Below are 13958 nucleotides of genomic sequence, written 5' to 3' on the forward strand. Positions count from 1 at the left end.
GCCGACGCCACAGGGCGTCACACGGATAAACGGAGGCCCCGATGGCGCACAAATTCCTGATCAAGAAGAACAAGGCCGGCGAGTTCGTCGCCTACTTCGTCTATAATTCCGAGACGATTTTCTGGACCGAAGGCTATGCCTCCAAGGCCTCGGCCAAGAATGCCATCGAGTCCCTCAAAAAGAACGGGCCCGACGCCGAAATCGAAGACCAGACGGCCGAGTAGCCGGCGACAGTCTCCCGGCACCACTGTCAAAAACGAGAAAGCCCGAAGGCCGATGCCTGCGGGCTTTTTTCGTTTTCACCGGACGATGCAGGCTCAGGCCCCAAACTCAGGCCCAAATCTCAGGCCTAAATCTCAGGCCTAAATCTCAGGCCATATTCAGTGTATCGCGGATAATGGCGATCGAGCCCTGAGATTCTTCGGTGCATTCCATGTGCAGGCGGTCGATTTCTTCCTGAGCGAAGCTGCGCATCAGCATCGCGGCCTGCGGCGACAGGGCCATCAGGGTCCGCACCGAGGCGCGGGCCAGGGCGAGGGAGGCGTCGAGATCGACCAGATTGGCAGTGTCGCGCGCAACGGCAAGAGCGTACAGGCGCGACGCCACATTGGATGAGCTATCGGACATATTTGATATTCTTCTGACGGGGACGTCTTTTGGGGGAGGAAAAACCGCAGTCCCGTACAAACACACGCTCAGGCTGCGGATACAACGCGTTATACCGTTACGGCATAATATCATGCGCCTTCCTGCGAAATCCATAAGCGACCCTTTTGCGCTCTGAAAGTCGGCCGGCAAGTTGGGCTTTGATTTTAAATGAAATTTCAAAAGACGCGGGAAATTTATGCGCGCCACCGGGCGCAATAAACGAATTTATCCGAGTGGAAGCGCTTTATTCGCGAAATAATATCGACATTTGCGAATATATGCAATTCGACAATGCAATAATTACCGCAGCCTTTTCTTTATTTCGAAAGGATTGCACGAGGCTTACCGAAGGTCAATCCCTATTTCATTATGTGACATATTTTCACAAGGCTGCAAAACAGGCACAAAAAAAGCCCGCCGTGTGGCGGGCTTTGGACTTCACAGAAGACCAGATCAACCGATCTTCTTGGCCAGACGTTCCTGACCTTCGCGGATCAGTTGGGCCGCCTGTTCCGGATCGCCCCACCCGATGACGCGGGTTTCCTTGTTCTTCTCCAGATCCTTGTAGTGGGCGAAGAAGTGGGTGATCTGCTCGATCAGGATGGCCGGCATCTGACGATAGCTCGACACATTGGTGTAATAGGGGTGCAGCTTGTCCACTGGCACGGCCAGGATTTTTTCGTCCTTGCCCGCCTCGTCTTCCATCAGCAGCACGCCGATCGGACGCGAGCGGATGACCACACCCGGGTAGACCGGCGTCGGCCCCACCACCAGCACGTCGCAGGGGTCGCCATCGTCAGCCAGGGTGTGCGGGATAAAGCCGTAATTGCCCGGATAGTACATCGAGGTATAGAGGAACCGATCGACGAACAGCGCGCCGGAATCCTTGTCCATTTCGTACTTGACGGGCATGCCGCCCTGCGGAATTTCGATGACGGCGTGGATGTCCCAGGGAGCGTTCGGGCCGACGGAAATCTTATCGAGATTCATAGGATGTCTTTAATGTTAAAAGGCATTGATGATATTGTTTGCGGGCTGTCATAAGCGTTCAGCCTCTCTCGCACAAGCGAAGTCTGCGTTTTTTCTTTTCGAACTTTGCTACAATTTGTTACCCGGCAGGCAATTATCCCTTGTCAGGCGTCGGCGAAGCGCCTCAATTAGACCAAAGTCGGATAACAACAGACACTTACAAAGACCTCACCCATGCAACTTATCGTCAAACTGTTCGGCAGTTGGCAGGATTTCAGCGCCCTTCTGGTCTTCATCTTCTGCTGGCTGGGCTATGAGCCCGTGCTCAAGGCGTTGTCGAAAAAATCAGGTGTGATCTTCAAGGATCTGACCATTGTGCGGCGCGCCTGGATGAAGGAAATGGTCATCCGCTCATTCAAGCTCTACGACTCCAACCTGATCGGTCATGGCGTCAATTCGATGAGCTTCTTCGCCTCGGCCAACCTCATCCTGATCGCGGCCGTAGCCGGGGCCATCTTCACCGGCGACCTGTCGTACAAGAGCGCGCACGCGCTGGGCATCGACACCTCGTCTTCGGCCCTGCTGCTGATGAAACTGGCACTGGTGATGATCTGCCTGTCGCGCGGCCTTCTCAACTTCATCTGGGCCCTGCGCCAGACCAACTATGCGGTGGCCGCCATGGGGGCCGTGCCCGAAAATATCGACAACGAAACCGCTCAGGCCTTTACCGAAGCTGTGTCCGACATCTTCGAACCGGCCATGTCCAATTTTTCGCAAGGGGTGCGCGGCTACTACTTCTCGCTGGCCGCCGCCGCGTGGCTGTTCGGGCCGATCCCTCTGGCCATAGCCAGTATCGGGGCCACCGTGCTTCTGGCCTGGCGGCAGTCGCGTTCACAAGCGGCGCGTGGTCTGCGGCGTATGCGTGAACTGCTCGAAGACCACCCCTACCCGACCCGCACGCGCCCCATCTATGAGGGCCGGTTCGAGGCGGAAAGAGAAAATGGTGCGCCGCAGCAAGATGAAACAAATATAGAAACGAAAGCAGGCTAGATCGTTTTCTAAATAACGCAAAGGTTTGCTTGACTTAAAATCGTTCCTTACGGAACCATTGTAACGATACGTGATCATACAAATGGTTTTTTAGCTTGTGGATTTTTGCATCGCAGCGTATAAAGTGAGTGTTCGACGTTTTTACGTCGATGCCCTTCCTGGGCGTTTCCTCCCTGTAGACTTAGCCGCGCTCGTGTAGCGCGGCTTTTTTTTGGCCGAATACGTCCCTTGTACCAACAGCCGAAGATGCTGGCCGCATCCGGCCGTTGAAGAAACGAGACTGTCTCATATGTGTCAGTGACATGAGACAGTCTCGAAAGGCATACCAAGAGTCATTTTCAATGACCCTTGGGATTACCTTCGCTTCAGCCCGTCGATGACCGCCGCGACCGCCACGCGCATCCGCTCGGCCTGCGGGCTGAGGGTCAGGGACGCCTCATCCATGTACAGCCCGCGGTTCAGCTCGATCTGCAACGCCTCCACCCCCTTGTGCGGCCGGGCGTAGCGTTCCAGCGTATAGCCCCCGGCAAAGGGATGGTTGTGCGCCACGCGGAAACCGTGCGCCTCAAACACCTGCCGCACAAAGGCCGTCAGATCCGCTGCACAGGCCTCACCGTGCAGGTCCCCCAGCACAATGTCGGCCAGTCTGGCCGAAGACGCCGCGCCCGGCGCGCCCTTCAGCGTGCCCGACGGCATGGAGTGCCAGTCGATCAGCGTTACCCGTCCATGCGCCGATTTCGCCTCGGTCAGCACCTCGGTCAGGGCCCGGTGATAGGGGGTATGCACCGCCTCAAGCCGTTGCACCGCTTCGTCATAGGCGATCGGCTGAGCATGAATCTCCCGCCCGCCCGACAGGCAGCGCGGAATGACGCCGTAACCCGAGCGCACGCGCAGCGACTGACTGAGCGCCCCTTTCGGCAGGGCACCGCGGATCAGGCGCGGGTCTAGCTCCAGCGGATGACGGTTCACATCGACATAGGCGCGGCTATAATTGGCGCGGACGGCCCACACGCCTTCCAGCGCCTCAAACCCGACCAGCGCATCAACAAAGGCGTCTTCGGTCATGCGCAGGTGCGGCGCGTCATAGCGCGCGGCCGCCACAAAAGCCTCCGGCAGGTACGCCCCGGAATGCGGCAGGCCGAAGACCAGCCCGCTGCCGCTCACCGCCGGGCGGCGCACATCGACGGCAGGAACGGTCTGAGCTGGGGATGAACGGTCGGGCATTAAACCCGTGATAAGACAATTCTGCGCTGTCTTCACCCCTAATTTACACCTGAGCCCTAATCATCTACTCTCAGACGAAACGGGGCCCCTTTCCCACAGGACCGGGATTAATGACCAAGATTCTCCTCGCGGAAGACGAAAATTCCGTGCGCAGCTTCCTGACGCGCGCCCTTCAGCGCGCCGGCTATGATGTCGTGAGCTGCCCCGATGGCGACAGCGCCATCGAAGCCCTCGATCAGGGGCCGTATGACCTGCTGCTGACCGACATTGTGATGCCCGGCGCCGATGGTATCGAAGTGGCCAAGGTCGCCTCGCAGCGCCAGCCGGGCCTCAAGATCATGTTCATCACCGGCTTTGCCGCCGTGGCGCTCAATGCGCAAAAGGCCTCCCCCGAAGCCAAGGTCCTCGAAAAGCCGGTGCATCTGCGCGAAATCGTGACCGAAGTCGAGCGCCTGATCGCTGCCTGACGGGCCAGTGCGGGCGGCCCGCGCAGGTTTTAAGTGGCGCTAACGCTTCGCTCCCTGAGCGCGGGCGAAATTGTCACCGAAGTCGAACGCCTGATCGCCGCCTGATGGGCCAGTGCGGGCGGCCCGCGCAGATTTTAAGTGGCGCTAACGCTTCGCTCCCTGAGCGCGGGCGAAATCGTCACCAAAGTCGAACGCCTGATCGCCGCCTGAGGGGTTAGGTTACGCGGTCTATATTATACCTCCCCACCTCTGGTAGGGAGAGTGACCGCACGAACCGCCAAAGGCGGTGATCAGACCGCCGATGCGGATGCGGTGGTGGGGGCTCTTTCAGCCCACGCCGCCCTTTCGCACACTTTCCACATTTTTGATCGCAAAAGCCCTTGCCACCGCCATTTTCGGCGGCTATACACCCGCTCCTCGCACCGGCACAGCGTTGCCGAACACAATTGTGGACTCGTAGCTCAGCGGGAGAGCACTACGTTGACATCGTAGGGGTCACAGGTTCAATCCCTGTCGGGTCCACCATTTCCTTCATTTTTCCAAAACATCGAAAATGTTTTTCGGTTTGAGCTCAAAGGCTTCGCCTTTGGTGCCGCGTAGGCTGCGCTCCCGCTTGGTCGCTGGTCGCTTCGCGCCTTTTCCACATACGCTTATGGGCCCGCCACAATCCTAGGCACTGTGTGTCAGGCGCACGCCGCTTCGGCCGTGTAACCTTTTCCCCGCCCCTTTCGTACTCGCCTTGGCGCGCCGCGCCCAACGCCTGCTGCCACAAACAGGTCAGCCGTAGGCGCAGTCTGACGCCGCGAATTTAAAACTTACATTCGACACCGATATAGTCAGCGGCACCGTGCGCAACGGGGGAGATTGAGATGGACGGCCACAGCCACCCGACCACGGGACGCCCGCTTTGTACTGACGCTTCGCAGAGCACCTGCGACCGGCGTTACTCTGAGGTGCGGGCCGCGACCTTGCGTCTTGCTGCGCCCCTGTCGGCGGAGGACATGGTCGTGCAGTCCATGCCCGACGCCAGCCCGGCCAAGTGGCATCTGGCGCACACCACCTGGTTCTTTGAGACGTTTCTGCTCAGTCTCCGCCCCGGCTATGCGCCGTTCGATCCGCACTACAGCTATCTGTTCAACTCCTATTACGAAGCCAAGGGGGCGCGTCAGCCGCGCGCCCAGCGCGGTGTCCTCACCCGACCGACCCTGAGCGATATCCTGGCCTATCGTCAGCACGTGGATCATCATATGCGCGACCTGATCGCCGCCGGGCTCGATGCCGAGAGCGAGGCCCTGCTGGCGCTCGGTCTGGCGCACGAGGAGCAGCATCAGGAACTGCTGCTGATGGACATTTTGCACCTGTTCAGCCTATCGCCGATGGCCCCGGCCTATGATCCCGCCTTTGTTGCCGACGCCCCGGCGGGCGAGGCCCGGTTTATCTCTTGCGCCGGGGGGCTGGTCGAGATCGGCGCGACCGGCGACGGGTTTGCCTTCGATAATGAGCGGCCGCGCCATAAGGTCTGGCTGGAGCCCTATCAGATCGCCGATCGGCTGGTGCGCAATGGCGACTGGCTGGCCTTTATGCACGACGGCGGCTATGCGCGGCCGGAGCTGTGGCTGTCCGATGGCTGGGCCCGCGTGCAGGCCGAGGGCTGGCGCGCCCCCCTTTACTGGCGGCCGGACGGCGAGCAGTGGCAAGACTTCAGCCTGCGCGGCCTGCACCCGGTCAATCCGGACGCCCCCGTCACGCACATCAGCTTCTACGAGGCCGATGCTTTTGCCCGCTGGGCCGGAGCGCGTCTGCCGACCGAGGCCGAATGGGAGGCCGCCGCGCGTCAAGGCCTTTTGCAGCAGGTGGATGACGTCGCCTGGCAATGGACGGCCAGCGCCTATCTCGGCTATCCGGGCTTTCGTCCGGGCGCGGGTGCCGTCGGCGAATATAATGGCAAGTTCATGAGCGGGCAGATGAGCCTGCGCGGCGGCAGCGCCTTTACGCCTGGCGGTCATGCGCGCGCCACCTATCGCAACTTCTTCGCGCCGGAAAAGCGCTGGGTGCGCGCGGGTCTGCGTCTGGCGCGCGATCAGACCGCCGCAGAGAGCCGCGATGAGGGCTTCGCGGCCGATGTGATCGCCGGTCTGTCGGCACAGCCCAAATCCCTTTCGCCCAAGTATTTTTACGATGCGGCAGGCTCCGAGTTGTTTGAGGCCATCTGCCGCACGCCGGAATATTACCCGACGCGCACCGAAACGCGCCTGTTGCACGACATTGCCGATGCGCTGGTGGCGGGCTGGACCGCCGAAACCGTGCTGGTCGAATTTGGCAGCGGGGCCAGCGACAAGACGCGGATTCTGCTCGACGCCTGCCCGGCCCTGCGCACCTATGTGCCCATCGACATTAGCCCGGACGCCTTGCACGCGGCGACGGCGCGGCTGCAAAGCACCTATCCGCATCTGAATGTCGTGCCGCTGTTGGGTGATTTCACGCAGGCCCTGCCCCGGCCCGACGCCCTTGAAAACAGGCCGTGCGTCGGCTTCTTCCCCGGCTCGACCATCGGCAACTTCAGCCCGGACGAAGCCCGTGACCTGCTGCGGGCCTTCCGGCACCTGCTGGGGCCACAGGCGCAACTGATCGTGGGGGCCGATATGGTCAAGGAGGAAGCCACGCTGCACGCCGCCTATGATGATGCCGAAGGCGTGACGGCGGCCTTCAACAAAAACCTGCTGGTGCGGATGAACCGCGAATTGCAGGGGGATTTCGACCTTGACGCCTTCGCGCATCTGGCCCTGTGGAACGCTGAGCGCGCCCGGATTGAAATGCATCTGGTCAGCCGCCGCGATCAGCGCGTGGCCGTCGCCGGGCAGAGTTTCACGTTTGCGGCGGGCGAACGTCTGCATACGGAAAATGCTCATAAGTTCACGCCGGACAGCTTCGCCGCCCTGTGCCATGACGCCGGATGGACGGTCGCGCATCAGTGGATCAGCCCGGCTCCGGCCTTCGGCCTTTTCGTACTGTCCTGAGCCGCCCGCCGGGCCAGGCCAGATATTTACGCAGCGGCACTTGAGCTTTGGCCTCAGGCGGCCTACACAGATAATTGCCCCGTACACGGACATTTATCAGGACCACTCCGCTTGGATCAGCACACGCCGCCCGCGACTCAGTTTGGGGCCCTCCCCTTTCGTGAGACGCGCGGGGGCGAGGTCGAGTTTCTGCTGATCACCTCACGCGGCAGCGGGCAGTGGATCATCCCCAAGGGCAAGCCGATTCCCGACCTGACACCACAGGAAACGGCGGCGCGCGAAGCCTTTGAGGAGGCCGGTATTCTGGGTGAGGTCGATCCGCACCCCATCGGACGCTTTGCCTATGTGAAGGATCAGGGTCAGCCCACGGCACAGTTCATCCCCGCGGTCGAGGTGTTTGCCATGCGGGTGACGCAGCAACTGACGCTGTGGCCGGAAATGGGTCAGCGCAGCATGGTGTGGCTGACGCCGGAACAGGCCCTGCACGCCATCGAAATCGAATCCTTGCGCAAGATTGTGCGGCGGTTCGCCAACCGCTTTCCCAAGGCACGCTGACCCCCTTACTGCGGCATATCCGTCAGCAGGATCAGGTCGGACGGTTCCGGAATGCGCGGTTGCGGCAGGTCACGATGGGGCGGCAGGGCCTGCCAGACCAGCGTATAGACGCGCCCGTCCGGGCCGGTCGTTTGCGCGGTCTGAACGCGGGTGACATCCGTGACCCCGAGGCGCGCCGCCGCACGGGCATTGAGGCTTTCGACCTGGCGTTCCGCGATCGGCGTCAGGGTGCGGGCATCGACGACAAATTCCAGCGCCTGACCCAATCGCGTCACCGGCACGCTCAACTGACCGGCGGGACCGGGCCGCGCCCCTTCGACGAATAATTCACTGTTGAGCGACCCGCCGCCTTTGAAGTCCCAGCGGTAGTCGGTCCAGGCACTTATCTGTTGGCGGTTCCACTTCTTGCCTTCACGGCGCGCCAGCCAGATCTGCGTGTTCCCGGCGGCGTCGTATTTGTGGTAGGTGATGGTCACGCGCTTATCGGCATCGAAGCCAATGACCGTGTTGTTGTTGATCATGCCGCCTTTGACAGGCACCGGATCGACGATTTCGGCGTCCTTCAGCCGGATCGGCAGCGGGAGCGGCGCGCCGTCGGCCTTTTCCCAGTGGATCAGGTCGCGGCTGCGCGCATAGGACAGCTCGTGATTGGTTTCGGCCATCGGACTGTCGCGCCACACCCAGGTGATGTGAAACCATCCGTCCGGCCCCGCTACCGGCCCGACGAAATAGGCGTTGCGCTGCCCCTCGCCATCGACCAGCGGGGCCGAGGTCAGAGCCGACCAGCACCCGGCGGCCTCGTCATAGACCGTATAGACTTCGTTGCCGCGCCCGCTGGAGCCATCGCGGTACTTATAGACCAGCCGCCCTTCGGCATTGTGCAGAAAGACTGGATAGGTCATCTGCGACTCCCGCGCGGCATCGACCATCACCGGCACCCGCTTCAGCGTGCGGACATCGCCCGACGCATCGCTGCGGAAATAGGTCAGCGGATCGACGTGCATATTGCCCGCCACGTGCAGGGCACCCGACCGGTCAAGCGCCATGGCGACAGAATTATGGCTGTCCCAGCCGAGCCAGGTATCGACCTTGTGATAGATCCAGTGCGCCGCATTGTTCAGCGGGCGCTGCGCCACCGTCAGTTGCCGGTTGGCATCGTAATAGGCGACATAGAGATGCGTCTTTGACACCGCCATGGCAAAGCGCACGCTGTGGCCCGCCCACACGCGGTCAATGGCTTCGGGGGGATTTGTGGTCTGCGCCGTTGCCGCGGTGAGGAGGCTCAGGCCGACAAGCCCCATGCTCAGCGCCCGGATAACGGCTCTGCGCATGGCTCAGGCCCGCGGCAGCGGATCGGCGAGGGTGGAGCTTTCCAGCACACGCGCCATGGCGTCGCGCGCCGCCAGCAGGACCAGACGCAACTGACAATCATCCGGGGTCGGACAATCTTCACAGCGGGCATAGGCGGTGCGCGAGGCGCAGGGCGTCAGGGCCAGAGGCCCGTCGATCAGGCGAATCAGGTCGGCCATGCTGATCATGTCCGACGGTCGCGCCAGCATGTAGCCGCCCGAACGGCCGCGCTTCGACATCAGGAAGCCTTCGCGGCGCAGTTCGAGCAGTATGCCTTCGAGAAAGTGCAACGGGGCCTTGATCCGTTCGGCCAGTTCGCCCGCCTGAACCGTCTGACCGGCAGGGATACGGGCCATTTCCTGCATGGCGCGAATGGCGTATTTGGCACGCTGAGACAACATGGCGGCGGGGTAACCTGTATTTTTATGTTTCGTATCGGCGTCTTAGCACGAACCCGGTTACGAAAGCCATAAGTCCGAAACCCTATCTGGGCCCGGCGCGCTCTTCGGCGGCAAAGTCATAGACGCGGATGCCGTCCTTTTCCGGCGGGGGTTCGCGCCACACGCGGCGCTTCATGGCGCGTTCGGCATCCACCCGCCCCGACGCCCAGTGCTCGTTCATGGTCAGGCGTGAAAACTCATAGTCTTTGGATTGGCCGTGATCGCCCGCACCGGAATTGATCAGATGGACCAGCGAGACGCGAAAATGCGCCGCCCTGGCGTAGCAGGCGGCCACGGACGGCTCGGCCTGCACCTCCGGCGGCAGTCTTTCGTACATGTGCCGGATCGACTGACGCAGGCGATAGCGCTCCAGAAAGGCATCGGTATTGAGGCGCGTGCGGCTGGAATAGGTGATATCCTTGACGCGGCCATAGACCTCATCCAGCGTTTTGGGCACCTCACCGCGCGACGAAAACAGGTCCATCTGAAAAACCAGCGTGTCGCCATCCAGCCCCGCCGGCGCTTCGTGCAGCACATAGGTCAGGGGCGTGTTGGAGACGACACCGCCATCCCAGTAGGCTTCGCCGTCAATGGTCACCGCCGGAAAGCCGGGCGGCAGAGCCCCCGACGCCATGATGTGTTCCGGCGTGATCGGTGTCAGATGGCTGTCGAAATAGACCGAATTGCCCGTGCGCACATTGACCGCCCCGACACTGAGGCGCACCTCCCCCCCGTTCAGCCGGTCAAAATCGACGTGCTGCAACAGGGTGTCACGCAAGGGCGACACGTCGTAAAAGCTGGTTTCCGACGGCAGGGCCCACGGCGCGAAAAAGGGCGTCAGGGCGGCGGGACGGAAGAAGCCGGGCACGCCGTTCAGCGCGCTCATATAGCCGCTCCATTGCCGAAAAGCGCTTTTCAGCCACGGATTATAGCCGCTCAGCGTGTCCGCCGGGCTCTCAGAGGTGATCTGCGCCCAGAAGGACCGCAGCTTTTCGACGCGATTGTCCGGCGCATTGCCGGCGATAATGGCGGCATTGATGGCACCGATTGAGACCCCGGCCACCCAGTTGGGCCGGACCCCGCCGGCGTGCAGCACCTCATAGGCCCCGCCCTGATAGGAACCGAGCGCCCCGCCCCCCTGAAGCACCAGTACCGTCTGATCATAGGCCGCGCCGGGATTGGTAACGGCTTCGGCGGCGGCAAAATCGTGACGGCTTTGATCCATAAGAGGCAGCTCCGGACGCTTACTATGACTTTATGTACCGGAATCCGGCCCCGCGCATCATTTTTACGGCACTTCACACAAATCTGAAGGTCTCAGGCCGGGCCCCGGCGCAGAGTCGTGCCGTGTAATACCAAGGGTCATTGAAAATGACTCTTGGTATACTTTTCGAGAATTTTTCATGTCATTGACACATATGAGAAATTCTCGAGTTTCAACGGCCGGAGGCGGTCTGCCTCTTCGGCCGTTGGTATAAACCGTGCAGCCTTTGGCAAGGCATCACGGGCGCGTGGCGAAAACGAGGCGATTTAAGGCTTTGGTTAAGCCTTAAGGTTAATCTGCGCCTACGGCCCCCCTGTTTTTTGGGCGCGAATTTCGGTCAGATTGAATCGAAATTCCGCTCTAACCTTTTGTTTTGTCGCGCATTTGATTCCGAAAGTCGTTGCACACTTTTCGGAATGCGCTCTAAGCCCGCAAAGGATAGCCTTCATGCGTCTGCCCGCCCTTCTCGCCGCCGTAGCCCTCGGCGCCCTTACCGCCACCGCCGCTACGGCCCAGAACAGCCCTGTCGCCGTCGATGTGCATGGCGGCACCACCGGCGTCGGTATCGGTGCGCGTTACAAGCTGAACGACACTTTTGTGCTGCGCGCCGATTACGACGTGCTGAAGCACAGTGACGACTTCAATTCGGACGACGTCAACTATAATGGCGAGCTGGACTTCAAGCCCTTCACCTTTGCCGTTGACGTCCACCCCTTCCGTAATTCCTTCTTTGTGTCCGGCGGCTATGTAACCGGTGATCGCAATGTGAAACTCGACGCGCGTCCGACCGGCACCACCAATATCGGTGGCGTGCCCTTCACCCCGGCGCAGATCGGCACGCTGCGCGCGCAGGCCGATATGGGCGACGGTGCCCCGTTTGTCGGGCTGGGCTTCGACAACACCTTCAGCTCGGATGGCCGGTTTGGCTTCCGCGTTCTGGCCGGGGCTGTGCTGGGCGATGACCCCAGCGTGACCCTGACCTCGGACGGCACCTATGCCAATGACCCGGCCTACAAGGCGGCGCTGGAAAAGGAACGTCAGGAGCTTCAGAACGACGTCAAGGACGCCAAGACGTGGCCCGTCCTGCAACTGGGCCTGACCGTTAAATTCTGATCGGGCTGAGTGACGGCAGAAACAAAAAAAAAGGCGGTCCTTTGCGGGACCGCCTTTTTCACTTCAGATCATAAACAACGCAGGTCTGCACCTGAACCCGATACAGCGGCGGCGTTTGAATAAAGGCATTTTCCGCCGCGCGGGCTTCGAGGGTTGGGGCCCGGCTCCCGGATACCACGACATCAGCCGTATCCGCTGTGGCTCGTTTCATGTTCATCGAGGTTTGCAGACGCGGTGCGTCGTCGTCCTCGTGCGTGTCACGCCCCAGAATATCGGCGCGGCAGGCGCGGCCCGAAGGGTCGATCAGACGAATAGAACCCAGCGTGCTGCCCGTGGCCTCGACGGCGCCTTGCGCCCGTGCCGCCGCATCGCGCGCGGCCTCATTGCGCAGCCGGTCCCGCAGAGCATTGTCGGGCTGCAAGGCAAAGGCCACGCGATCCACCTGCGTCGGGGCGGCCGCCAGAACCAGCGCGTAGACCGGCTCCAGCACGGCCATATCGCGCACCTCAACCCGCAGGGTCAGGTTGGCGTCATAGCCCCGGATCTTGTCGCCGCGGACATTGGCGATTTGCCGCCCGTCCTTGTCGCGATACTGCTCGTAAAAGGCCTGCACCGCAAAGTCAGTCCTGACACGCACCGCCTCCGCAGGGCGCTGCCGCAGGGCGGAGATCAGGGTTTCGGCCTGCGCGACCGCCTGACGCTGCGCCTCGCTGGCCGTCTTGCCCGTGCCCTTGAACCGGGCGGCGAAGGTGGCGCGATTGGCCTCGACCTCCGTCTCTGCATAGCCGGACTGCGGCAGCACCGCACGTTCCATCCACCACGGCGCGGCGTCAAAGCGATCGGCGCTTTCGACCGGCTTTACAGGCGGCGCGGCCTCGGCCCCGGCCGCCAGCAGCGGCAGGGCGCACAGGCCTATCCACACGCGGCGCATCAGTTCAGCCCATAAACAACGCAGGCCTGCGCCGTCAGTTCATTCAGCGGCGGGGCCTGAATAAAGGCATTCTGCGCGGCCTTGGCTTCGAGTTGCTCCACCGCGCTGCCACGAGCCGACATCTCCATAACGGGCGCGGGCGGCGGTGGCGGCGGGGCCATCGCATAGGCCACCGTCGTCGGCTCAAAATCCTGCCCGCCGCGCGGTTCCCCCCGCGCCAGAATATCCGTCTGACAGGCGCGACCCGTCGGGTCGATCACCTTGACCGCCCCCAGCTTGCCGCCCGCGGCTTCGGCAGCCTGACGCGCCCGGCGCGCCGCGTCCTTCACCGCCTCATTGTACAGCCAGGTCTTGGTGGCGTTATCGGGTTCCAGCGAGAAATAGACCGGCTGCGACGCCGTGGGCGACGCGGCCAGCACCAGCGCATAGGCGCGTTCCAGCGTCCGCAGATCATAGACCTTTACATCAAGGCCCATGCTGACCTGATAGGCTTCGATCTTGTCGCCGCGCTGGTTTTCGATGCGGTTGCCTTCCTTGTCGCGGTACTGCTCATAGAGGACGCGCATGGAGAAAGAGGTGTTGACGCGTACCGCGTCCTTGCCCAGCTTTTTCAGCGCATCGGTCAGGGCGCGCGTCTGCGCCACGGCCTTTTGCTGCGCCTCATCCGCCGTCTTGCCCACGGCGAGGAAGGAGGCCGAAAAATTAGCGCGGTTGGCGTCGATTTCGGTGCGCACATAGCCCGTCTGGGTGATGACCGGTGTCTTCATCCACCAAGGCGCGCGGTCGTAGTCCGAGGCCTGATAATTATTGGTCGTCGTCTGAGCGACCGCCCCCCCGGCCACGGCCAGCAGAGCCATACCCAACACCCATTTACGCATAGTCGTCTCCCTGAATAGCGATGATTTTGACAGGCTGATGCCCTATTGCGGC

The 13958-nt window shown here is 61.7% G+C and carries 14 protein-coding genes and 1 tRNA gene; 7 read left to right on the forward strand and 8 right to left on the reverse strand.

Annotated elements, in window-relative coordinates; genetic code table 11:
- Nucleotides 1-41: 41 nt before the first annotated feature.
- Nucleotides 42-224, forward strand: a complete 183-nt coding sequence (locus AACH73_RS08640) for a DUF1508 domain-containing protein (protein ID WP_272741482.1) — start codon at nt 42-44, stop codon at nt 222-224.
- A gap of 145 nt (nt 225-369) precedes the next feature.
- Here the strand turns inward: AACH73_RS08640 and AACH73_RS08645 are convergent, their stop codons facing one another.
- Both AACH73_RS08645 and ppa read right to left on the reverse strand, forming a co-directional pair.
- Entirely contained in the window at nt 370-627 is a 258-nt protein-coding gene (locus AACH73_RS08645; protein ID WP_272741483.1) for a hypothetical protein, read from the reverse strand.
- Nucleotides 628-1101: 474 nt separating this feature from the next.
- Nucleotides 1102-1638, reverse strand: a complete 537-nt coding sequence (ppa, locus tag AACH73_RS08650; RefSeq protein ID WP_272741484.1) for an inorganic diphosphatase — start codon at nt 1636-1638, stop codon at nt 1102-1104.
- Nucleotides 1639-1851: 213 nt separating this feature from the next.
- Here ppa and AACH73_RS08655 point away from each other — a divergent pair, with 213 nt between their 5' ends.
- Nucleotides 1852-2667, forward strand: coding sequence for a DUF599 domain-containing protein (locus AACH73_RS08655; RefSeq protein ID WP_272741485.1), 816 nt, complete (start codon nt 1852-1854; stop codon nt 2665-2667).
- A gap of 354 nt (nt 2668-3021) precedes the next feature.
- Here the strand turns inward: AACH73_RS08655 and AACH73_RS08660 are convergent, their stop codons facing one another.
- Nucleotides 3022-3891 carry an N-formylglutamate amidohydrolase gene (locus AACH73_RS08660; protein ID WP_338734576.1) on the reverse strand — a complete coding sequence of 290 codons (870 nt, stop codon included), beginning with the start codon at nt 3889-3891 and terminating at the stop codon, nt 3022-3024.
- Nucleotides 3892-4001: 110 nt separating this feature from the next.
- Here AACH73_RS08660 and AACH73_RS08665 point away from each other — a divergent pair, with 110 nt between their 5' ends.
- The 4 genes from AACH73_RS08665 to AACH73_RS08680 all read left to right on the forward strand — a co-directional run bounded on the left by AACH73_RS08665 (nt 4002) and on the right by AACH73_RS08680 (nt 7930).
- Nucleotides 4002-4358: a response regulator gene (locus AACH73_RS08665; RefSeq protein ID WP_013479366.1), complete on the forward strand. Its 357-nt coding sequence runs from the start codon at nt 4002-4004 to the stop codon at nt 4356-4358.
- 450 nt (nt 4359-4808) lie between these two features.
- Nucleotides 4809-4883: transfer RNA gene (locus AACH73_RS08670), tRNA-Val, on the forward strand.
- A 344-nt stretch (nt 4884-5227) separates the two neighbouring features.
- Nucleotides 5228-7375 carry an ergothioneine biosynthesis protein EgtB gene (gene egtB / locus AACH73_RS08675; RefSeq protein ID WP_338734577.1) on the forward strand — a complete coding sequence of 716 codons (2148 nt, stop codon included), beginning with the start codon at nt 5228-5230 and terminating at the stop codon, nt 7373-7375.
- Nucleotides 7376-7486: 111 nt separating this feature from the next.
- Nucleotides 7487-7930 (forward strand): NUDIX hydrolase, encoded by a 444-nt coding sequence (locus AACH73_RS08680; RefSeq protein WP_338734578.1) that lies wholly within the window; start codon nt 7487-7489, stop codon nt 7928-7930.
- A 5-nt stretch (nt 7931-7935) separates the two neighbouring features.
- Here AACH73_RS08680 and AACH73_RS08685 read toward each other — a convergent pair whose 3' ends face one another.
- The 3 genes from AACH73_RS08685 to AACH73_RS08695 all read right to left on the reverse strand — a co-directional run bounded on the left by AACH73_RS08685 (nt 7936) and on the right by AACH73_RS08695 (nt 10945).
- Nucleotides 7936-9261 carry a BNR repeat-containing protein gene (locus tag AACH73_RS08685; protein WP_338734579.1) on the reverse strand — a complete coding sequence of 442 codons (1326 nt, stop codon included), beginning with the start codon at nt 9259-9261 and terminating at the stop codon, nt 7936-7938.
- A gap of 3 nt (nt 9262-9264) precedes the next feature.
- Nucleotides 9265-9681 carry an Rrf2 family transcriptional regulator gene (locus AACH73_RS08690; RefSeq protein WP_272741490.1) on the reverse strand — a complete coding sequence of 139 codons (417 nt, stop codon included), beginning with the start codon at nt 9679-9681 and terminating at the stop codon, nt 9265-9267.
- Nucleotides 9682-9763: 82 nt separating this feature from the next.
- The gene (locus AACH73_RS08695; protein ID WP_272741491.1) at nt 9764-10945 is read right to left on the reverse strand and encodes a patatin-like phospholipase family protein; all 1182 of its coding nucleotides are present in this window, start codon (nt 10943-10945) and stop codon (nt 9764-9766) included.
- A 486-nt stretch (nt 10946-11431) separates the two neighbouring features.
- On the opposite strand from AACH73_RS08695, the gene AACH73_RS08700 reads away from it, so the two are divergent.
- Complete coding sequence (locus tag AACH73_RS08700; protein WP_272741492.1) at nt 11432-12097, forward strand: hypothetical protein; 666 nt, start codon at nt 11432-11434, stop codon at nt 12095-12097.
- Between the two features lie 58 nt (nt 12098-12155).
- Here AACH73_RS08700 and AACH73_RS08705 read toward each other — a convergent pair whose 3' ends face one another.
- Both AACH73_RS08705 and AACH73_RS08710 read right to left on the reverse strand, forming a co-directional pair.
- On the reverse strand, nt 12156-13028 hold the full coding sequence (locus tag AACH73_RS08705; RefSeq protein ID WP_272741493.1) for an SIMPL domain-containing protein: 873 nt from the start codon (nt 13026-13028) through the stop codon (nt 12156-12158).
- A complete protein-coding gene (locus tag AACH73_RS08710; protein WP_272741494.1) occupies nt 13028-13906 on the reverse strand; it encodes an SIMPL domain-containing protein in 879 nt (292 codons plus the stop codon). The genes AACH73_RS08705 and AACH73_RS08710 overlap by 1 nt, the downstream gene beginning before the upstream one ends.
- Nucleotides 13907-13958 lie beyond the last annotated feature (52 nt).

It is taken from the genome of Asticcacaulis sp. DW145 (genome assembly GCF_037101385.1).
Classification (GTDB): Bacteria; Pseudomonadota; Alphaproteobacteria; order Caulobacterales; family Caulobacteraceae; genus Asticcacaulis; species Asticcacaulis currens.